At 68.8% G+C, this 20,981-nt stretch carries 16 protein-coding genes; 8 read left to right on the forward strand and 8 right to left on the reverse strand.

What is annotated here, in order from left to right:
* The first annotated feature begins 260 nt into the window (after window positions 1-260).
* The gene (locus AC5RW2_RS34390) at window positions 261-1,691 is read left to right on the forward strand and encodes a primosomal protein N' (protein ID WP_494075009.1); all 1,431 of its coding nucleotides are present in this window, start codon (window positions 261-263) and stop codon (window positions 1,689-1,691) included.
* Here AC5RW2_RS34390 and AC5RW2_RS34395 read toward each other — a convergent pair.
* The 3 genes from AC5RW2_RS34395 to AC5RW2_RS34405 all read right to left on the reverse strand — a co-directional run bounded on the left by AC5RW2_RS34395 (window position 1,573) and on the right by AC5RW2_RS34405 (window position 5,612).
* Window positions 1,573-3,114 carry an HNH endonuclease gene (locus tag AC5RW2_RS34395; RefSeq protein ID WP_494075010.1) on the reverse strand — a complete coding sequence of 514 codons (1,542 nt, stop codon included), beginning with the start codon at window positions 3,112-3,114 and terminating at the stop codon, window positions 1,573-1,575. The two genes, AC5RW2_RS34390 and AC5RW2_RS34395, sit on opposite strands and share 119 nt — an antisense overlap.
* A gap of 537 nt (window positions 3,115-3,651) precedes the next feature.
* Window positions 3,652-4,737 carry a glycosyltransferase family 4 protein gene (locus AC5RW2_RS34400; RefSeq protein ID WP_494023038.1) on the reverse strand — a complete coding sequence of 362 codons (1,086 nt, stop codon included), beginning with the start codon at window positions 4,735-4,737 and terminating at the stop codon, window positions 3,652-3,654.
* Window positions 4,734-5,612, reverse strand: coding sequence for an alpha/beta fold hydrolase (locus AC5RW2_RS34405; RefSeq protein WP_494075011.1), 879 nt, complete (start codon window positions 5,610-5,612; stop codon window positions 4,734-4,736). Before AC5RW2_RS34405 ends, AC5RW2_RS34400 begins: the two co-directional genes overlap by 4 nt.
* A gap of 314 nt (window positions 5,613-5,926) precedes the next feature.
* Between AC5RW2_RS34405 and glpK the strand changes: the two genes are divergently transcribed.
* The 4 genes from glpK (at window position 5,927) to AC5RW2_RS34425 (ending at window position 11,748) form a co-directional block, all read left to right on the forward strand.
* A complete protein-coding gene (glpK, locus tag AC5RW2_RS34410; protein ID WP_494075012.1) occupies window positions 5,927-7,441 on the forward strand; it encodes a glycerol kinase GlpK in 1,515 nt (504 codons plus the stop codon).
* Between the two features lie 164 nt (window positions 7,442-7,605).
* Entirely contained in the window at window positions 7,606-10,095 is a 2,490-nt protein-coding gene (gene leuS, locus AC5RW2_RS34415) for a leucine--tRNA ligase (RefSeq protein ID WP_494075013.1), read from the forward strand.
* Between the two features lie 17 nt (window positions 10,096-10,112).
* Window positions 10,113-11,066, forward strand: a complete 954-nt coding sequence (locus AC5RW2_RS34420) for a DegV family protein (RefSeq protein WP_494075014.1) — start codon at window positions 10,113-10,115, stop codon at window positions 11,064-11,066.
* Between the two features lie 97 nt (window positions 11,067-11,163).
* Entirely contained in the window at window positions 11,164-11,748 is a 585-nt protein-coding gene (locus tag AC5RW2_RS34425; protein WP_494023043.1) for a hypothetical protein, read from the forward strand.
* A gap of 146 nt (window positions 11,749-11,894) precedes the next feature.
* Here AC5RW2_RS34425 and AC5RW2_RS34430 read toward each other — a convergent pair whose 3' ends face one another.
* Together AC5RW2_RS34430 and AC5RW2_RS34435 are read right to left on the reverse strand one after the other, a co-directional pair.
* Window positions 11,895-12,605 carry a hypothetical protein gene (locus tag AC5RW2_RS34430; RefSeq protein ID WP_494075015.1) on the reverse strand — a complete coding sequence of 237 codons (711 nt, stop codon included), beginning with the start codon at window positions 12,603-12,605 and terminating at the stop codon, window positions 11,895-11,897.
* A 105-nt stretch (window positions 12,606-12,710) separates the two neighbouring features.
* Complete coding sequence (locus tag AC5RW2_RS34435; protein WP_494014032.1) at window positions 12,711-13,265, reverse strand: phosphoribosyltransferase family protein; 555 nt, start codon at window positions 13,263-13,265, stop codon at window positions 12,711-12,713.
* Between the two features lie 966 nt (window positions 13,266-14,231).
* On the opposite strand from AC5RW2_RS34435, the gene AC5RW2_RS34440 reads away from it, so the two are divergent.
* The 3 genes from AC5RW2_RS34440 to holA all read left to right on the forward strand — a co-directional run bounded on the left by AC5RW2_RS34440 (window position 14,232) and on the right by holA (window position 18,948).
* A complete protein-coding gene (locus AC5RW2_RS34440; RefSeq protein WP_494075016.1) occupies window positions 14,232-15,035 on the forward strand; it encodes a ComEA family DNA-binding protein in 804 nt (267 codons plus the stop codon).
* The gene (locus AC5RW2_RS34445; RefSeq protein ID WP_494075017.1) at window positions 15,032-17,797 is read left to right on the forward strand and encodes a ComEC/Rec2 family competence protein; all 2,766 of its coding nucleotides are present in this window, start codon (window positions 15,032-15,034) and stop codon (window positions 17,795-17,797) included. Before AC5RW2_RS34440 ends, AC5RW2_RS34445 begins: the two co-directional genes overlap by 4 nt.
* Before the next feature lie 143 nt (window positions 17,798-17,940).
* On the forward strand, window positions 17,941-18,948 hold the full coding sequence (gene holA, locus AC5RW2_RS34450; protein WP_494075018.1) for a DNA polymerase III subunit delta: 1,008 nt from the start codon (window positions 17,941-17,943) through the stop codon (window positions 18,946-18,948).
* A gap of 3 nt (window positions 18,949-18,951) precedes the next feature.
* On the opposite strand, the gene AC5RW2_RS34455 is transcribed toward holA, so the two are convergent.
* The 3 genes from AC5RW2_RS34455 to AC5RW2_RS34465 form a co-directional block, all read right to left on the reverse strand.
* Window positions 18,952-19,458 (reverse strand): DUF2231 domain-containing protein, encoded by a 507-nt coding sequence (locus AC5RW2_RS34455; protein ID WP_494075019.1) that lies wholly within the window; start codon window positions 19,456-19,458, stop codon window positions 18,952-18,954.
* A 247-nt stretch (window positions 19,459-19,705) separates the two neighbouring features.
* Window positions 19,706-19,966 (reverse strand): 30S ribosomal protein S20, encoded by a 261-nt coding sequence (gene rpsT, locus AC5RW2_RS34460; RefSeq protein ID WP_493978395.1) that lies wholly within the window; start codon window positions 19,964-19,966, stop codon window positions 19,706-19,708.
* A 267-nt stretch (window positions 19,967-20,233) separates the two neighbouring features.
* Complete coding sequence (locus AC5RW2_RS34465) at window positions 20,234-20,812, reverse strand: type II toxin-antitoxin system PemK/MazF family toxin (RefSeq protein WP_494075020.1); 579 nt, start codon at window positions 20,810-20,812, stop codon at window positions 20,234-20,236.
* Window positions 20,813-20,981: the final 169 nt, after the last annotated feature.

Consider the following 20,981-nt stretch of genomic DNA (forward strand, 5'->3'; position numbering starts at 1 on the left):
CGCCTTCGGCTGACCCGGCACCTCCGGCTAGCACCGCGCCTTCGGCTGACCCGGCACCTCCGGCTAGCACCGCGCCTTCGGCTGACCCGGCACCTCCTGCTACCGCGCCGGCTCCGGATGGTGCGGAGCAAGCCTTCGCCGGTTATGACGGCGCTGGTGATTTTCTGGCCCGGCTGGCGTCGGGTGCCGCCCCGCGTGCCGTGTTGGCCAGCCACAAGTCCTACGGCCCTGCTTCGTGGACAGCCCAGGTAGCCCACGCCGTGGCGAGCGTACGGCAGAGCGGCCGCGGCGCCGTCGTCGTCGTTCCGGACGCCAAGGACCTGGCGCGGCTGGAAGCCGAATTGGAGCGCGTCCTTGGCGCGGACCAGTATGTCCGCCTGACCGCCGAGGACGGGCCGACGCCCCGCTACCGGAACTACCTGCGGTTGCTGCATGGCGACGTGTCGGTGGCCGTGGGGACGCGCTCGGCCGCCTTCGCTCCGGTGCAGGATCTGGGACTGGTGGCGATGTGGGACGACGGCGACGACCTGTTGCTGGAGCAGCGTTCCCCGTACCAGCATGCGCGCGAGGTGTTGTTGCTGCGCACGGCACAGGCCGGTTGCGCGGCCCTTTTCGCCGGGGTCTCGCGCAGCGGCGAAACACAGCGGTTGGTTGAGAGCGGCTGGGCGTCGGCGCTCACACCTGCCCGGCCGTTCTTGCGCCAGGCCACCCCGCGGATCCTCAACACCGCGGATTCGTTCCAACAGGAACGCGATCCCATGCTGCGCCACGCCCGTCTGCCGCATGCCGCGTGGCTTGCCGCCAAGGAAGGCCTGGAGCGCGGCCCGGTGCTGGTCCAGGTGGCGCGGACCGGCTTTTCACCTGCCCTTGCCTGCCAGGACTGCCGCGCGCCTGCCAGATGCACCGACTGTAATGGGCCTCTAGCGCAGCCGGGCCGGTCCGCGGCGCCGGCGTGCCGGTGGTGCGGCCGATTGGCCACGAACTACTCCTGCCCCGAATGCGGGTCCCACAGGCTCCGGGCCTCTGCGGTCGGCGCCCTGCGCACGGCGGAAGAACTGGGACGTGCGTTCCCAGGGGCGACGGTCGTGTCTTCCTCGGGGGAACACATCAAGTCCGTGGTCGAGTCACGTAAAGCCCTGGTGGTCGCAACACCGGGAGCCGAGCCGGTGGCGCCCGATGGGTACGCCGCGGCGTTGCTGCTGGATGGCAACGCCATGCTCAGCCGCGAGTCTCTGCGCACCCCCGAAGACGTGCTGCGCCGGTGGTTCCGCGCCGCGTCGTTGGTGCAGCCGTCGTCCGAAGGGGGGCTGGTGGTAGTCACCGCCGACCAAGACGCGGTTGTGGCGCCGTTGGTTCGGTGGGACCCAGCCGGCGCCGCAGCCCGGGAAATTCAGTTGCGGCGTGAGCTTCAGCTTCCCCCAGCCGTGAGGATCGCTGCCCTGACCGGGAAGCCCTCAGGCATTGAAGCCTTCATGGCGGACTTTGAGCTCAGCGGCAGCCTTCGAAGCGTCGGACCCGTTGAGCTTCCGGCCCGATCGGGGGAGAGCAGCGAGCACCGCCTGCTGCTGTTCTTCAGCTATCAGGACGGACCCCGCGTGACTGCCGCGCTTCGTCACCGCAAGGCCGCGCTGTCCGCCAAGCGGGTCCCCGACCCGGTGCAGGTGCGCTGCGACGGGACCGACCTGCTGTAACCTTCCGCACGCGCGGTCCGGCGCCGGGCGCGGGAGCAGGGGCTGCTTTTGTTTCCGCCGGCGGAGTGCCTGGTAGTGGTGGCGGGGTGGAGGTGTAGGTGTGGCCGGTGGGTGTAGTGGTTTCCACCGTGTGGTGTGGTCCGTCAAGGGTGCGGCTGGACCAGCCTTCGGCTTCCTTTGACTGGTTGCATTGTTCGCACAGTCCCTGGCCGTTGGCCATGGTCGTTTCACCGCCTTGCCTCCAGGGCACGATGTGGTCGATGTGCCGGATCGGGGCGTCGCACCAGGGCCTTGCGCAGACGGCGTCGCGGGCGTGGATCATCCGGCGCATCCCGTCGGGGAATCTCCGTGCGGCCGAGTCCATCCCCAGCAGCTGCCCGGTCCCCGGCGCGGTGTAGAGGCGGCGGACCCAGACGTCCTCCACGCTGGCCTGTTGCAACACCTTGGTGCGTTGGGCCTGCTCGCGGGCGGTCTTCCACCCCGGCTCGGTCCCGGCCGGCGGCGCCTGCTGCCCGGCCCCGCCCGGCGGGCTGCCATCGGCTGCCGGCGGTTGCGGCGGGCGGGTGAGGTTGCGGGCGTAACCGGCCGGGACGATGCCGTGCCCGGTCAGCCAGGCCGGCTCGGCCTCACCCCGGAGCAGGGCGCGGTCGGTCATCACCAACTGGATTTCCAGCCGGGCCGGGTCGGCGGTGCTGCGCCCGGTGACGCGTTCGAACACGGTATCGGCCATCAGCTGGCCCCGCGACCGGGGGTCGCCCGTGCTGCGCAGCCGGTCCGCTTCCTTGTGCAGGGCGGCCATCACCGCCACCCCCTGGACGACCGGCAGCAGGGTCCGGACCGAGACCATCGTGTCCGGTTCGGGCCGGGAGGACACATGCCGGTCCGCTTCGGCCTTCGCAGCCCGCTCCACCACCGAGCGGGGATCGAGCCGGTAGGCCAGGCGCTTGGCTTCGACCCGCAGCGCCCGGTTCCCGAGCCCGCGCAACCGCTCCCGGTTCCCGGCCAGTTCCCGGTCCACCCGGGCCCGGTGCTCCCGGGACAGGCAGCCGGTCTCCTGGGCCAGGATCTCGGCCCGGTATTCATTCAGGTGCCCTGCGGCGAGGGCGGCCAGGGTGTGCGGCATCTGTGCGACCAGGGTCCGGGAGAGGTTCAGCACGACCGAGGCACGGTGCGGGGACTCGCGCCTAGCCAACCCGATCTGGGCGGCCACCCCGGCGCCCTGCCGGTCTTTCGGGACCCCGGCGCAGGCACGGCGGGCACGCACCGATTCCTCCAACGCGACCTGCACCCTGGCCTGCGCGGCCGCCGCGGCAGCCTTCAAACCCTCCAACGCCGTAAGCTCCTCCACCAACTCCCGCTCCGACGCACCCACGTCGATGCCCTCGAGGGCGGCAGCCGCAGCCCGAACAGCGGCAGAATCCACCGGTGCCGAGTCCGGCCCAGCGTCCCGCCTCGAACCGCTGCCTGCAGGTGATACCGGGGCAAGCACTGCTGCGGCGGGAGGATCGGGTACGGCCGGATCAAACATCTCAGCGTCTCAATCTTCAGCATGCGTACTGCATGGCCTCGACTACGAACGGTCACGAACCCTGCACGGATCCGCAGACGCCGCCGGCAAACCCCAGAATCCGGCGGCCAACGATGGTGCACAACTGCTACTGAAAAAAGGCTATCGGCCGCCACTGACAGTTTCGGAGGGTGCGGCCTCCGCATGCGCATCCGCATCCGCCTCCGGTGACGCTGCCGGTGGCGGTGACGATGACAGCGATGGTGCAGGTGACGGCAGCACGGCAAACGGTGGAGTGGGCCCTGCTCGAAAGCGCCACATTGAAACGGAACTCCACCGTCAGCCGCAGCTCAACCCGCTCGCGCGGTGTGGGAAGAAGAAATGAGTCGACGTGTCGATCGGGCGCTTCAGGATCGACATCCAACGGCTCCTTCCCGCCTGCCGGCCACCAAACTACCGGGACCGGCCCCGCCGTCGTTCCAGCACTTCCTCGGCGGCGGCGACCAGCTGCTTGGCCGACTCGTTCCAGTCGTAGGCCGCCGCTCGACGGATGCTGGCCTCCGACGCCGCGCGGAAGGCACCGGGCTGGTCGAGCGCCGCCACCGCCGCTGCGAAGTCTGCGGGCTCGTCCGGGTCCACGAGCGTGACGGCGCCGCCACCGACCTCGCGGAAGATAGGAATATCGCTGGCGATCACCGGTGTGCCGGCTGCCATGGCCTCGATCAGCGGCAGGCCGAAGCCTTCGTCACGGGAGAGGGTGACCAGCGCCGTGGCCCGTCGCAGCAGCTGCTGATACCCGTCGTCGGAAATCCCGTTGTGGAAGACCAGCCGGCGAGGGTCGACGGCCCGCGCCTCCAGTTCGGCCTGCCGATCAGGACGCACCGGGCTGAGCAGATGGAGCCGGTAGTCCGGCAGCAGCGCCATGGCGTCAACGATGGTTTCAACGTTCTTGTACGGCATGAACGAGCCCATGTAGAGCAGCGTCTTGTCGCGGCCGCCGGCGGGATCACGCGGCGCTCCCTGCGGCTGGGCGGCGTTGGAAACAATCCGGATCGGCCTGCGGGTGAGCCGGTGACGTTCCATCAGCGCCTGCGTGGTGTGGCTGATGGTGGCCACCGTGTCCGCACGGTTCAACAGCAGGCGCTGCGGCCAGTAGGCCTTGTGGTAGAGCCGCCACAGCCACTGCACCGGCTTCGGCAGGAAGCCCGGCGGTTTGGGGTGGGAGTAGTAGATCAGGTCGTGCAGCGTCAGGATAAGCCCGTATCTGCGGCCGAAACTGCCCATGGTCTGCATCGGGCAGACGACGACGTCGGCGCCCAGCTTGTTCACGCGGCGCGCCACGAAGAGTTCGGCGGGGGAGAGGGGACTGCTGATCTTGACCCAGGGCACGTCGGGCAGGAACTGCAGCTGCCGCTCGTCGTTGATCAGCATGCTCACGTCCGCCAGCCTGGACGCGGCCTCGATGAGGCTGGCGCCGTAGCGGCTGATGCCGTCCAGCTGGTCGGTTCGGGTGAACCGGGCGTCAATCAGGAGTTTCATGCACTCATTCCGTCGATGAAGTCCCGGATGAAGGCGGCCGCCGCTGCCGGGGTTTCGTAATGGATCAAATGCCCGACGGCGGGGATCACTTCCAGCCGGGAGTCCGGGATCATCGCCGCGAGCCTGCGCTGGCTGGCCACGGAACCGATGTCGTCCCGTTCGCCGGCGATCAGGAGGACCGGAAGCTCCAGCAGGCCGGCGACCTGCGCGACGTCGGCGGAGATGGAGGCCCGGAAGGCCTCCAGCACCACCCGGCGGTTCGCGAAGGCGCTGAAGTAGGCGTCGTGCTGCCCGTGGATGTAGGAACGCAGCTGCGGGTCGCGGGTCTTCGCCATCATGATGCTCATGCCCCGGACGATCAGCCGGTGGCGCAGCAGCCAGAGACCCAGCCGCTCGGGCAGCTTTGCCCCGGCGAAGTAGTAGAACCCGGCGAGCCGGGAGGGGATCGCCTTGGGTCCCTGCAGCGCGGGTTCGCTGATCGGGTTGACCAGGACGGCGGCCCGGAAGCTGCCCGGATGCGCCGCCAGGTAGTGGCCCACCACGATGGACCCGAAGGAGTGTCCCATGACGTAGGTGTCCGGGCCCAGCTTGAGTTCGCCGGCCAGGGCGTGCAGGAACCGGGTGTAACCCTCGATCCCGTGGCTGCCGGCAGTAAGCGGCTCCGATTCGCCGAAGCCGGGAAGGTCGGGGGCGATCACCCGGTAACCGGGCAGCCGGCCCACCACGAGTTCCAACCCGTGGTGATCACCGCGGAAGCCGTGGATGACCAGGAGGGTGGGCGCGCCGTCGTCGTCCGCGGGATATTCCCAGTAGCGCACCCGGGCGCCGTCGAGCAGAAGTTCGCGGCGCACCGCACGGTCGGCAACGGCGGTCACGCCGGGGTCCTTCCTGATTTCATGCCTTCGACTCTACCGACCTGCGGGCGCGTTGCCGCGCAGCGCGGCCAATGTTGCCCAGGGCCGACGACGGCGACCGCCGCGGGAGCGGCACAGGTGAGGGCACAGCCGGGGGCCGGCATCGGACAGGCGCGGGGCGCAGATACGGAGGCAGGCGCCGGCTGGCACACGCCGCAAGCGGGCCGCACGGCGGACGACGGCGAGGGCGCGCTCGATTGACGCTGCCGTGCGCCGCCGGTTAGGTTCAACAGCAGCCGGGCACCGAGGCCCGGATCGGAGCGTGGAGGACACAGATGGCGGAGTTCGTGCTGGCGATCGACCAAGGGACCACCTCCACGCGCGCGATTATTTTCGACCACGCCGGGACGCCGGTCTCCACCGGCCAGCGCGAGCACCGGCAGATCTTCCCGCAGCCGGGCTGGGTGGAACATGACCCGCTGGAAATCTGGGACAACACCCGCGAGGTGGTGGGCACGGCGCTGTCCCGGGCCAGCCTGACCCGGCACGACATCGCCGCCGTCGGCATCACCAACCAGCGCGAAACCACGGTGGTGTGGGAGAAGAGCACGGGCCGGCCGGTGTACAACGCGATCGTCTGGCAGGACGTTCGCACGCAGCAGATCTGCGATCAACTGGCCGCCGAGGGCGGCGTGGACCGCTTCCGGGAGCAGACCGGACTGCCGCTCGCGCCCTACTTCGCCGGCACCAAGCTGGCTTGGATCCTGCGCAACGTGGACGGGGCGCGGGAACGGGCCGAGGCCGGCGAGCTGCTGTTCGGCACCACCGACAGCTGGGTGCTGTGGAACCTGACCGGCGGGCCGGGCGGCGGCACGCACGCCACCGACGTGACCAACGCCTCCCGCACCCTGTTCATGGACCTGCGCACGCTCCAATGGGACCGGGAGATCCTGGACGCCTTCGGCGTGCCGGCCGCCATGCTGCCGGAGATCCGCTCCTCGTCCGAGCCCTATGCGACCGTGCACGGCTCGCAGCTGCTGCGGCACGTCCCGGTCGCGGGCATCCTCGGCGACCAGCAGGCGGCCACGTTCGGGCAGGCGGCCTTCAACCCCGGCGAGGCCAAGAACACGTACGGCACCGGGTGCTTCGTGCTGGTCAACACGGGCGAGGAGATCGTCAGGTCATCGCACGGCCTGCTGACGTCCGTGGGCTACCAGTTGGGCAAGGCGGCGCCGCACTATGTGCTGGAGGGGTCGATCGCCGTCGCAGGGTCGCTGATCCAGTGGCTGCGCGACAACCTGGGCCTGGTCTCATCCGCCCAAGAGGCGGAGCAACTGGCGGGCACGGTCGAGGACACCGGTGGCTGCTACTTCGTGCCCGCCTTCTCGGGCCTGTTCGCCCCGTACTGGCGGCAGGACGCCCGCGGCGCCCTGGTCGGCCTGACCCGCTTTGTGACCAAGGCGCACATTGCCCGGGCCGCGCTGGAGGCCACGGCCTTCCAGACCCGGGAGGTCCTGGACGCGGTGAACGCGGACGCCGCGGTGCCGCTGACCGGCCTCAAGGTCGACGGCGGGATGGTCGCCAACGACGCGCTGATGCAGTTCCAGGCGGACATCCTGGGCGTTCCCGTGAGGCGGCCGCGGGTCACCGAGACCACGGCGCTGGGAGCGGCCTACGCCGCGGGCCTCGCCGTCGGATTCTGGGAGGACACGGACCAGCTGGCCCGGAACTGGATGCAGGACAAGGTGTGGGAGCCGCAGATGCCTGCGGAAGAGCGGGAACGCAGGCTGCGTTTGTGGAAGAAAGCGGTCACCCGGACCTTCGACTGGGTCGACGACGATGTCCTGTGAACGTGCGGTAAAGTGGTCCCATGTTCGCACTGCTCCTTAGCTAGCCGCTGCCGCGGGGCCCAGGCCCTGCTTCAGCGGCCCGCCCCTCCGATGCCGAGGGGCTTTTGTGTGTCTAGGGGAGTCAGGCCAGTGCGCAGTACAGACAAAAGGACGAGGCAAGCACAGTGAGTACGCAGCCGGGAACGGAACAGCACGAGTACAGTTTCTCCGCCATGGAGGCCAAGTGGCCGGCCGTGTGGGAGGAACTTGATGTCTTCGCTCCCGCCGACGACGGTTCCCGCGAACGCCGCTACGTGCTGGACATGTTCCCCTACCCCTCCGGCGACCTGCACATGGGCCACGCCGAAGCCTTCGCCATGGGCGACGTGGTGGCCCGCTACTGGCGGCTGAAGGGCTACGACGTCCTGCACCCGATCGGCTGGGACTCCTTCGGCCTGCCGGCCGAGAACGCCGCGATCAAGCGCAACGCCCACCCCAGCGAGTGGACCTACGCCAACATCGACACCCAGGCGGCGTCCTTCAAGCGCTACGCGATCAGCGCCGACTGGTCGCGCCGGCTGCACACCTCCGACCCGGAGTACTACCGCTGGACCCAGTGGCTGTTCCTGCGGTTCTACGAGCGCGGCCTGGCCTACCGCAAGAACTCCCCGGTCAACTGGTGCCCGAAGGACCTGACCGTCCTGGCCAACGAACAGGTGGTCAACGGGGCATGCGAACGCTGCGGCACGCCCGTGACCAAGAAGAGCTTGAACCAGTGGTACTTCAAGATCACCGATTACGCCGACCGCCTGCTGGACGACATGGACGAGCTCAAGGGCCACTGGCCGGAGCGCGTGCTGGCGATGCAGCGGAACTGGATCGGCCGCTCCGAGGGCGCGCACGTCCGTTTCACGGTGGAGGAAGCGGGCGGACGCCCGGCCCAGGATGTCACGGTTTTCACCACCCGCCCGGACACCCTGAACGGCGCCACCTTCTTCGTGGTCGCGGCCGACGCGCACCTGGCGCTGGACCTGGTGGCCCCGGAACACCACGATGCCCTGATGGCCTACCGGGAGCAGATCAAGGCACTCTCCGACATCGAGCGCCAGTCGACCGAACGCGAGAAGACCGGGGTGTTCCTAGGCCGCTACGCGGTCAACCCGCTCAACGGCGAAAAGCTGCCGGTCTGGGCCGCCGACTACGTGCTGGCCGACTACGGGACCGGCGCCATCATGGCCGTGCCGGCGCACGACCAGCGCGACCTCGACTTCGCGAAGGCCTTCGACCTGCCGGTCCGCGCCGTCGTCGACACCGGGGAAGGGGATCCGGCCGAGACCGGGATCGCCACCAGCGGCGAAGGCACCCTGATCAATTCCGGCGAGCTGGACGGCCTGTCCAAGACCGAAGCCATCGCCCGCGCCATCGACCTGGTGGAGGCGGCGGGCACCGGCGAGAAGACCGTGAACTTCCGGCTGCGCGACTGGCTGCTGTCCCGGCAGCGGTTCTGGGGCGCGCCGATCCCGATCGTCCACTGCGACGAGTGCGGCGAGGTCCCGGTTCCCGATGACCAGCTGCCCGTGCGGCTGCCCGACGACCTGCGCGGCGAAGCCCTGTCGCCCAAGGGCACCTCGCCGTTGGCCTCGGCCGCGGACTGGGTCAACACCGACTGCCCGAACTGCGGCAAGGCCGCCCGCCGGGACACCGACACCATGGACACGTTCGTGGATTCGTCCTGGTACTATCTGCGCTTCGCCTCGCCGGACTACGCTGAGGGCCCGTTCGAGAAGGACGCCGCAGCCCGCTGGCTGCCGGTGGACCAGTACGTCGGCGGCGTCGAGCACGCCATCCTGCATCTGCTCTACAGCCGGTTCTTCACCAAGGTGCTCAAGGACATGGGCCTGATCGATTTCGACGAGCCGTTCCGTGCGCTGCTGAACCAGGGCCAGGTGCTCAACGGCGGCAAGGCGATGAGCAAGTCGCTGGGCAACGGCGTGGACCTGGGCGAGCAGCTGGACAAGTTCGGCGTGGACGCCGTGCGCCTGACCATGATCTTCGCCTCGCCGCCCGAAGACGACGTGGACTGGGCGGACGTCTCTCCCTCCGGCTCGGCCAAGTTCCTGGCCCGCGCCTGGCGGCTGGGACAGGACGTCGCCTCCGCTCCGGGCACGGAGTACGACGACGGCGACCGCGCCCTGCGCTCGGTCACCCACCGGACCGTTGCCGACGCGGCGGAACTGCTCGATGCCGGCAAGTTCAACGTGGTCATAGCCCGGCTGATGGAGCTGGTCAACGCCACCCGCAAGGCCATCGACGCCGGACCCGGTGCCACCGACCCGGCCGTCCGCGAGGCCACCGAGGCCGTGGCCATCATCCTGAGCCTGTTTGCCCCCTACACCGCGGAGGACCTCTGGGCCCGGCTGGGCCACGAACCGTCCGTGGTCAAGGCGTCCTGGCCGGCCGTAGACCAGTCCCTGCTGGTGCAGGACACCGTGACGGCCGTGGTGCAGGTAGCCGGGAAGGTGCGCGACCGGCTGGAGGTGGCAGCCGACGTCGACGCGGACGAGCTGGAGAAGCTCGCCCTGGCCTCGCCGCAGATCATCCGGACCCTTGACGGCCGCGGAGTGCGCAAGGTGATTGTGCGCGCGCCGAAGCTGGTCAACATCGTGCCGGCCTGACCGGCGGCCCGGCCCCGATGAATTGGCTCGAGCACCTCGTACAGCGGTCCAGGCAGCTGCTGCACCAGCAGCAGGCGCCTGCCCGGCCCGGGCAGGCGTCGCGGCACCGGGTCGCCGTCGTCACGGATTCGGCGGCTTCGCTGCCCGCGGACTGGGTCAACCAGCCGGACACCGCGGACTGGCTGCGGGTGGTGCCGATGCCGGTCATGATCTCCGGGCAGATTTACGGGGAAGGCGTCGACGACGTCGCGTCCGCCCTGGCGGTCGGGCTCGCCGAGGGGCGCGACATCAAGACGTCGCGGCCGTCCCCGGGGCTGCTGGAGCGGACCTACCGGGAGCTCGAAGACCTGGGCTTCGACGCGATCGTCTCCATCCACCTCTCGGCCGAGCTTTCCGGCACAATCGAAGCGGCGGGCCTGGCGGCCGACGGCGTGGGCATCCCGGTGGAAGTGGTGGACACGCGCAGCGCCGCGCTGGGTGAGGGATTCGCCGTCATTGACGCCGTCATCGCCGCGCAGAGCGGTCTCGACCGGCAGGCCGTGACGGAGCGGGCCAAGGCGGCCGCCGTGTGTTCGGACGTCTTCTTCTACGTGCCCAGCCTGGACCAGCTGCGCCGCGGCGGCCGGATTTCCGCGGCCTCCGGCCTGCTCGGCTCCCTGTTGGCGATCAAGCCGCTGCTGGCCATCCGCGACGGTGCCATCCTGCCGCTGGAGAAGGTGCGGACCGCCGCCCGCGCCCAGGCCCGGCTGCAGCAGCTGGTGGTGCGCCGGATCGAGGAACTCGACTACGAACCCCGGGTTGCGGTGCATTACTTCGGCAACGAAACCGAGAGCCGGGCCATCGCGGAAACCCTGCAGCAGTACCTGAGCGACGAGGTGCTGCTGACCCCGGTTCCCTCGGTCCTGGCCGCCCACACCGGCCTGGGCGTCGTCGCGGTGGTCGTCGGTCCGCCGACGCCGCCCCTGGACTAGTCGTTCCGGGGAACAACCTTTTGCTTACCTGCGGCACAACTCTCATATCGATACTCGTGTGCCAGTAATTCCAAAGGTGAAGGAACGACAATGAAACATGGCCGCGCCCGAAGTATGGACACGCGCTCCGAAAAGCAAACTGGAGCGCATCTCTGATCACGCCATGTGGTGGCTGCCCATGGTGGCTTTGCTGCCTGCAAATATGCTGCTGCCGAATGCGGACCTGGGCGCCCGGATCCTCGCCAGCCTCGGGGTAGTCATCCTCGTCGAAGCCCTGCTGCTCGCCGGTGTGAGACGCGACAAACGCAAGCGTCTGATCGTGGATATCGAAGAACGCGGGATCATTGATTGCCTCCTCCGGTACCCCAACGCTGTGCCCGGGTCACTGCGCGACCGCTGGGCACCCGGGTCGGCTCAGCTCAAACCAGGCACCATCGTGTTCAGAGAGCGCAACGTCATCGAACCCTTTGGCCTGGACCAGGCTATCGGAGCCCCCCGAATCCTCCATGTCCAGCCACTCCCCGAGCAACGGGTGCCGCCTCCGCATACGCGAAAGGAGCTCCGAAGGGACCAGCGCGTGGTCAGTATCCGAACGAGCGACGGTGAAGTGGAAGTGGCAGCTGATGAGATGAGCCTCAACTCCTTGCACCGGCTCGTCTACGGAACAAACGATGGCGATTGAACGCTCACAACCGTGGTCGAGGCACGCCGGGCGAAGCCGGCGGTGATGCCAGGCCTAAGCGAGCTGCTCCAGTTTGTAGGTAGCCATGACGGGGCCATCATCTCTAACAGGTACCGGGAAATTTGTTGCTCAACGCGACACCAGCTTCAGGAGTACCTAGGCCCGGGCTTTACTGCGACCGAGCGCCGGCCGGCCCACGCTGCCATCAACAGCCCTGCCAGCACCGCCGCGCCGGCGAAGCCCCGCGGCGAAGCCCATCCGAGCTCCGGCAGCGTCAGCGCCACTGCAACGACCGCGCAGGAGAGCAGGAACTCGACGGCGGCTCGCAGGAGCCGCTGCCTGTAAGCAGGCGACGCGATGAAGTGTGCCAGCGGTACTACCGGCACGATGGCGAGTAGGGCGGTACCGAGAAACGGGTAGAGCCCGTAAAAGACGAAGAACAGCGACGACGCCGCCAGGAGCACCACGAAAAGTGCCAGCTTTGCCGCCCGCTGCGTCCCGCCGTAATCGTCCCAGCGCCGGCAGACGATGGCCCAGGCCGGCAGGCCCAGCAACCAAAGCCCGCCCCAGTAGCCGGTGCCCAGCACCCACAGCGCCACCATCAACAAACCGGGCAGAACGAATGCCAAGACGCGGCCCCAAGTGACATCTCTGCGACCAGGACCGTAAATGAACAGCCCAATCACTGCGTACACGATCAAATACCCAGGCAACAGCTCAGCATCGGGCCGGGTCGCCAGCTCAAGGAGGAGGAACAGCATGCCAATGGCTGCGACAGCCACAGCGGCCACTACCCAGGGGCGGCCTGGAGCCGCCACATCGTCAAGCCACGCCCGCCGATGCATCAGGGTTTCCATGCCTGCAGTATTGCAGAGCGGGCGGTAGATACCCCGCCCGCTCTGCCGCCCATCCTGCACGCCGCACATCAGGACGCGGCAGCATGCGGGTGTTCGCAGGATTGATCAGAAGTCTCGAACGTGGAAGACAGACTTGAGGTTCAACTGGCGCCGGGGCTGGCTTTCTTTGAGGTTGTCGATTAGAACCGATGCTCCAACCCACGTCGCGCCGATTTCGTGGGTGAGTCGTTGGAGCGCCAAGAGTTGACCGCCTGTATCGACCAAATCGTCCACGGCAAGGACGCGGTCTCCGGATCTGATGAGGCCTTTGGGGAGCCCAAGTTGAAGGTGGCGGTCTTTATAGTCGGGCTGGCTCGTGACTGTGACCCAGGGATCGCTGTCGAAGGTTGGGGCTGCGTCTTTTGGCACTGGACAGAACCCGACGCCCAGAGTCGACGCAGTCAGTGCCCCTGTCAGGTACCCGCTGGCGGACGGGCCAATGACAACGGTGGGAGCGGCTGCGCGGAAAGGTTCGGCGAGCAGTTCGCCTATGCCGGCCAAAACCTCTGGCTCCCGCCACCAACTAAAAAGATTGAAGTAGTTTTGGTTGATTGAGCGGGTCGTTTTCCACTCGAATAGCTCCGCCATACGCTGTCGGAGTGCTCTAGGTTTCGCGGCCATGGGCTGAATCCTAATATCCAAGACCGTTTCGCAGGCATCCCCATGCCTAGCTGGAACCATGCCACCAGTGGGAGTGCGAAAGCGCTGAGAATGCCCCGTTGCTTGGCCTGCCGCCGCGGTCCCTTGGGGACTTCGGAACGAATCCGGGGGCTTGTTATCTTGGGTAACCTCCTGCTTCACGCCCGAAGTCGACGGGCTACGGCCAGTATGTCCGCTATTTTCGGTCCGTGCGGGGCGCGAATAAGCGTCGAAAACCTTTGAGCGGCGTAGGCCGGGAAGCTCGCTCTTCATAGTGCCCCCGAAGATCCTGCAGAAGGTTTTCGTATTCGGTCCGCTCAAAGGTGAAGGACTGGCTCGGGAAGATCCAAGGCTCGTCGTCAGCGGCCTGCCAGCCGAATCTCTGCCATGTGATTGTCTGGGGCGTCTGCGACAGTTCCATGCTTACCGTGCCGCACCATAGATCGCCGCAGACCGGACAGAGCAGGAGCGCAATACGCCCGTCGTCGAAGTCACCCGGCATATGTCCCAGCAGTCGGTCTAAGTACTCCAATGCAGCCTTAGTGGCCGACCGTCAACCAGGAATCCGAGGAAGTCCAGCGGGTGCTCTCGTCCTGTGGGAAATTCCGTGTAGTGCGAGGTAGCAGTTTCGACACTTAGTCGGTGGCGATCGTTTCCCATGCACTCAGTATTGCTGGAGATTTGATTGTCCATGCAGATTTCTGATTTCTTCCGAACAGACAATACGCGTCAAGAGGTACATGCGTGTCTCGTGGGTCAAACAGGGGGGGGAAGCAGAGACTAGCGGGCGTCGGTGTCAGGACAGGCGTCCCCGCGGAGGTGTCCGGACCGCAGCGGCCATCCTGAAGCTGCGTATTCCTTTCCTCCACAGACGGCGCCGCCGGAGCCGCTGTCCACGACAGTTTGCTGCACGGCGGGGCCGCAGCACCGCCGACCTAGTGTTGCCGCATGGGCCGACACCGCTGGCTTCCGGCAGCCGCCCGCGGCGGCATCGCGTCGCGGTCGCGGCGAACTCCGCGCTTCCGCGTAGCCCTCGGGGCAGCGTTCGTGGTGGCCGGGCTGTGCCTGGGCTACGGACTTGTTTCGCTGGCCACGGCTGATGTGAGCCGCTCGGCTGCTCCCATCCTGGAGAGCATTCCGCTGACGTCCGACCGGGCTGCCGGCCCGGCTGTCGACGAAGAAACGAAAGGGACGCCGCCAGCAGCGCCCTCTGCTGCCGGCGAGGACGGTACGGAGACCGCGGATGAACCGTCAGGCGACGGCCCCGGCCTCATCGTCCATGTGGCCGGGGCCGTCGCCTCGCCGGGGATCGTCCGGCTGGCCGACGGCTCTAGGGTGTTCGAGGCCATTGACGCTGCCGGGGGTGCGACGAAGAAGGCTCGGCTTGAGGCGTTGAACCTGGCGGCGATGTTGACCGACGGACAGCAGGTCTTCGTGCCCTCGCCGGATGCGCCGGGACCGCCGCAACAGGCGGACGGGTCGGGAGGCGGCGGCGGTGCCGGCGGATCCGGCGGCGGCGCCGAGGAGCCAGGCGGGGGCGGCGCCGCGGGCGGTCCGGCTGCCAAGATCAACATCAATACGGCGACGGCCGAGGAGCTCCTCGAACTGCCCCGGGTCGGACCGGTTCTTGCCGCGCGGATTGTCGAGTTCCGCGAGCAGCACGGCCCGTACGGGCAGCCGTCGGATCTTGATGCAGTGCCCGGCATCGGGCCGGTCATGCTGGAGGCGCTGGTGGAACTGGTGTCGGTATGAGCCGGCCGCCGCGCTGGCAGCGGTACGCGGATGCGGCCCGACGTCCGAACGTCGTGGCGCCGGACCAGAATGAGTTGGGTCAGCCGCCCAGACGGCGCAGCGACCTGGGCCGGTGGTTGCTGCGGCACCTCAAGCCGGATCCCGCGGCCGCTGAGGCCGCCGCGACGGAGGCCCGAGGCCGGCGCCTGGATCTTCGCCTGGGGCTCGCGGTGGTGGCATGTTGGGCAGCTGCCTTGGCCCTGCCGCACGCGCCGCCGGGGGTGGCCCTGCTGTTTGCGGGTGTGCTCTTGGGAACCGCCTGTGCAGCGACCGCCCGTTTGCTGTTACCGCTGCGGCCGGCCCGGCTCCTGCCTCGTCCAGCCACCAGGTTGGGACGCCATCTTCGGCCCCGGCCGCGGGAAGACCCGCCCCAGCCACGGCCCCCACGGCAGGGAAGCCGGCACCACCCGCAGGCCCGGCAGCAGGGGAGCGGAGCTCACCCACGCGACCGGCCTCGGCGCGGCCGCCGCGGCGCGGGAGGCATCGCCGTCGTCATTGTGCTGTGCAGCTGCACCGGGCTGCTGGCCCTGACGGTGGGGCTGCAGCAGGCGGAGCGGCTGGCGGGCCCGATCGGGACGGCCATCACCGGCGAGCAGACCATCACCGCCCGCCTGGTGGCCACTGGGGACGCTGCCGAAGTGAAGGCGCCGCGGCAGTTTGGGAGCGGCCCGCGTTTCCACCTGACCGCCACCATCGTCGAGGCCACGGCCGGCCGCGTGCGGTTCGAGGCCGACACGCCGGTGCTGGTCCTCGGTGGGCCGGAGTGGTCCCACGTGCGGTTCGGCGAGCGGCTGCGGACCTCAGGCAAGCTCGTCCGGGCAGACCCGGGCCAGGCCGTCGACGCCCTGCTGATCGCATCCACTGCCCCGTCGGAGCGCTCGGCGCCACCCCTGGACGCGTGGGTCTCGGGCCTGCGCGTCCAGTTCGTGGCGGCGCTGGCCGGATTGCCGCCCGACGCCCGGGGGCTCCTTCCCGGGATGGTGCTGGGGGACAAGGAACACCAGGGTACGGACCTCGAGGAGGCCATGCGGCGTACCGGGCTGACGCACCTTCTCACCGTCAGCGGCGCCAATGTTTCCTACGTGTTGGCCTTCATCTACCTCCTCGGATCGGCAATCAGGCTGCCCCGGTGGGCGAAGGCGGCTGCCGGCCTTGTTGGTCTCGCCGGATTCGTGCTGCTGGTCCGGCCGGAGCCCAGTGTGCTGCGGGCGGCGGTGATGGGCTCGCTGGGAGTAATTGCGGTACTGAGCGGGCGGCGCAGGGCAGCGCTGCCCTTCCTGGCCGTTGCGGTGCTGGTGTTGCTGATCGTGGATCCGTGGTTGGCCGCCAGTTACAGCTTCGTGCTCTCGGTGTTGGCCACCCTCTCCCTCGTGCTGCTGGGGACCGCGTGTTCCCGCCGGCTGCAGCGCTTCCTGCCGGTCCCGCTGGCACACGCGGTCGCCATGCCGCTGGCCGCGCAGGTCTTCTGTGCCCCGGTCATTGTCCAGCTCCAGCCCGAACTGGCCTTGTATGCTGTCCCCGCCAATGTGGCTGCGGGACCGCTGATTCCTTTCATCACGGTTGCCGGAATGATAGGGACGGGGCTGCTGCCGCTGTTTCCCGGACCGGGCGCGGCCATGCTGCATGCCGCGGGCTGGATGACCTTGTGGATCGCAGGCGTCGCGCGATGGTTCTCCGAATTGCCCATGGCCGCGCTGCCGTGGGCGGGTGGCCCGCTCGGTGCAGCCGGAGCGGCAGGTGCCGGTTTGGCGCTCCTGTGGGGATTGCGGGCCGCGGACAGGCGGCGGGATTCGCAGGAGAAGCATCTTGGGTCCGACGACGAGGGCGGGTCGGAGTTGCAGGGGCGCGGCGTCGCTTCCGGCATGCGCGCTGCGTTGTTCAAGCTGGTCTGCTGGACGGCCCTCCCAGGGCTCGCGGCAGGGGCGCTGGCGGGTGCACTGCTGCGGCCGGCACCGGCGGGGGAGTGGGACGTGGCGGCCTGCGACGTCGGACAGGGTGATGGGTTGGTCGTGCGGACAGGCGAGGGCAGCGCGATCGTGGTGGATACCGGACCCGACCCGGAGGCGATGGACCGGTGCCTTGACGGACTCGGCGTGAAGCGGCTCGACCTGCTGGTGCTGACTCACATGCACCTGGACCACTACGGCGGACTCGCGGGAGCCGTGGCGGGACGGCAAACAGCGCGGGTTCTGTACTCGAGCGCCGAGGCAGCGCCACCGGCTTCCGTGCTGGCCTCGCTTGAAGAGCGGCGGCTTCAGGCAGAGCGTGCCTTCGCGGGCCTTTCCGGCTCGTCCGGAGCAGTTGCCTGGGCGGTGCACTGGCCGGTGGAGGGCAGCGCCGGCCTGTCCGAAAACGACGCGAGCCTCGTCATCGACATCACCCTGCCCTCTCCTGCCGGCGGATCGACGCGGATGCTGCTGACCGGTGATTTGGAGGAGGAGCAACTGCCGGCCCTGATGCGCCGGTTGGGCCCGGACTTCCCCGTCGACGTGCTCAAGGTCAGCCATCACGGCGCACGGAACGGGGGAACGGCGCTCATCACGGCCCTGCGGCCCGCGGCGGCCCTGATCTCCGTGGGCGCCGGCAACCAGTACGGCCATCCGGCGGATGAAATCCTGGCGGCGCTTCAGGCGGCCGGCACGCACGTCCTCAGGACCGACGAGCTGGGAACGGTCTTCGTGGACGTCGGTGACCGGGAATTGTCCGTCCGCGCCAACCGCTAGCCGGGCAGCGGAGACCCGAGCCGACGCGTATGGGTGACCTGAGCCCGCGAGGTAGCGGAGACCGAGCGAGGCGGCAGCGGGGACTGCTTTGGGCAAAAGGCCCGGATCGTGAAACTCTGGACCTGAACAAGGAGGAACCTGCCGTGAACCCGCCACCCGGATCCCGCTCTTCGGCTGCCAAGAAGAGCGCCGTCACCGTCTCCTGGCGTGACGTCGAGCCGGCCGCCGTCGTGCTCGTCAGCGGTCCGGAAGAGTACCTGGCCCACCGGGCCAAGGAACGCGTCCGGGGCCTCCTGCGTGGCCGGCACCCGGACCTCGAGCTGGTCCAGCTCGATGCCTCCGCCTACACCACCGGCGAGCTCACCATGCTGGCCAGCCCCAGCCTCTTCGGAGAAGCGAAACTAATCGAGGCGTCGTCGTTGGCGCAGATGAACGACGAGTTCCTCACGGACCTGCTGGCGTATGTGGCGGCACCGGCCGAGGACGTCTGGCTCGTCCTGCACCACGGAGGCGGGACCCGCGGAAAGAAACTGCTGGACGCCGTCAAAGCTTCGGGCGCCCCCGTGGTCGACTGCCAGGCCATGAAAAAGGACTCCGAAAAACTGGACTTCGTCAGGCAGGAGTTCAAGTCGGCCCGCCGGGCCATCGAACCCGCCGCGGCTCAGGCCCTGGTGGCCGCCGTCGGCTCGTCGCTCCCGGACCTGGCTGCCGCCTGCTCCCAATTGATCTCCGACGCCGACAGTGCGGTCACCGAAGAAACGGTCGAGAAGTACTACGGCGGGCGGGTCGAAGCCACCGGCTTCAAGGTCGCGGATGCGGCCGTTTCCGGCCGCGGCGCGGCGGCCCTGTCATCCCTCCGGCACGCACTGGCCACCGGGGTGGATCCCGTGCCGATCGTCGCCGTGCTGGCCCTGAAGCTGCGCCAGATTGCCAAGGTCAAAAGCGCATCGGCCAACGCACGCGACCTGGGCATGGCGCCGTGGCAGTTCGACCAGGCCCGCCGGGACGCGCGGCTGTGGGAATCAGATGCTTTGGCCCGCTGCATCCAGGTTTTGGCCGAGACCGACGCCCAGGTCAAAGGCGAGGGCCGCGACCCGGAATATGCCGTGGAGCGGGCCGTCACCTTGATCGCCACCAGCGCGCGCCGCTGAACCTCAGGCGCCGCTGGCGTTTCCGCCGTGTCCCCGGACCCGGCTGCCCATGTAGCCGCCGAGGAAACCTCCGGCGATCGCAACGGCAGAGCCTGCCCGCGCCAAGCCGATCCCCAGCCCCTGACGTCCCCTCCGGCGGGCCAGCCACGAGCCGGCGAATACCAGGGTGGCTGCCGTGGCTGCCGCTGAATGCAAAACGCCGATGCGCCGCGTGGCCGGGTCCGCGGTGGTCCACTCGGCCAGGCCGGCCACTGCGGTGGGTAGGGCGGCCAGCACACCCAGACCGACCAGACGGCGGGCAGCCCGGCGTTCTCCTCCATCGTCGTCAAACAAGTCGAGGAACACGGCCATGAACCAGGCACCGAACGGCGCGTCGGTCAGGACCGCGTGCGGAGGGATGGCTGTGTCCACCCCACTGAAGAACCGCCTGAAGGCCGGCTTCCCGACCAAGGGAGCGCCCAGCCCGCCCAGCACCCTGACCGCCCCGTCCAGGGCGGGTGAACGCCCCATCCGGTCGACTAAACGCAAGTAAGCATTCGCGCCGTTCATTTCGCCCGCCCCATCCCGCCCAAGCTACCGGCCCGCGCCGCCCCCAGCGCCCCGCGGGAGAAAACCCGCCCAACGGGACACAACCAAAGGTACCCTCCGGGCAGGCCGCCGTCTGCAGCCGGATGCACAAAAGCCGGAGGCCGCCTCCCCAGACGGGTGGCGGCCTCCGGCCTTGGCTTGGGTCGGCCTCTCGGCCGGAACGCGCTGCTTAGAGCGCGTTGACCTTCTTTGCCAGCGAAGACTTGTGGTTCGCGGCGTTGTTCTTGTGGATGACACCCTTGCTGACGGCCTTGTCGAGCTTCCGGCTCGCGGCGACCAGGGCGGTGGCGGCGGCGTCCTGGTCGGCAGACTGGACGGCACCGGTCACGGCGCGGATGGCGGTCTTCAGCTCGGACCGAACCGAGATGTTGCGCTGGCGTGCCTTCTCGTTGGTGAGGATGCGCTTCTTCTGGGACTTGATATTGGCCACGAAATAACTCTCTTTGTTGAGGAACTTGGTCTTTTGAGGGCAGTCGGTCCGGTCATTGACTGAGCGGCGTGGGGTACCGTAATGGCAACCGGCCCGAGGTGCCCGTCGACCTGCGCGGACACACAGCTATAAATGTTAGCAGATCCGTGCTCAGGGCGGCGGATCTGAGCGCGACCGACACGCCGCGCCCCGGCGGCGGGCCTGCGGGCGGCCGACACGCCGGGACCGGGCCGCAGCCGAGCCCGGGACTGCGATCCGACCCTCCGATCAGCTCCAGCCGCGGCGGCGCATGGCCCGGGCAACTTCGTCGAACGAGGCCCGCGGCAGCACCGCTCCTTCGCGCCGGACCCGATCCGGCTCTAGTTGCAGCACGCGGTCGAGCTTGACTTCACTCGGGCGGCCCCGGACGTCCCAGGGGCCCGAGCCCAGGTCGAGGTAGTCGCCGTCGCGCCGGCCGTCGTTGTTCCGGTCCCGCGTGGTCAACATGAGCGCCAGCAAACGGCCGCGGTGGTAGCCGATGACCAGGACGGGCCGGTCCTTGCCCCGCGTGTAGTCCTCCTCGTACGGCACCCACGTCCAGACAATCTCGCCCGGATCCGGCGCGCCGTCGGCCTCGGGGGAGTAGCTGATGGTCCCCGTGCCCCGGTAGTCGCCCGGATACCCCGAGCCCGGACCGGATTCCGCACCCCGGCGCCCGGCCACGCCCCCGGGAGGCTGGCCCTGCCTGCCGGCCACCGGACCGCGTCCTTGGGTGGAACCTCCGGAGTGTCCGGCACCGGACAGCCCGCGGACGGCCCGCACGGCGGAACGAAGCAGACGGTTGAGGCCGCGCTGGGAAAATGCCATGGCTCTAGGCTACCGACGGCGGCACGGCCGCGATATCGGCGGGGCTGCCGAATCAGCACCACAGGCGAGATCGGCGGGTCCAGCGATCCGGCACCCGCGCGGTCCCGGCAGGCACGCCCCCGGGTGCGCGGATCGCGGGCAGGCGTGGGACACTTATAGTTGAGCAAAT

It is taken from the genome of Arthrobacter sp. B0316-1-20, from assembly GCF_059091865.1.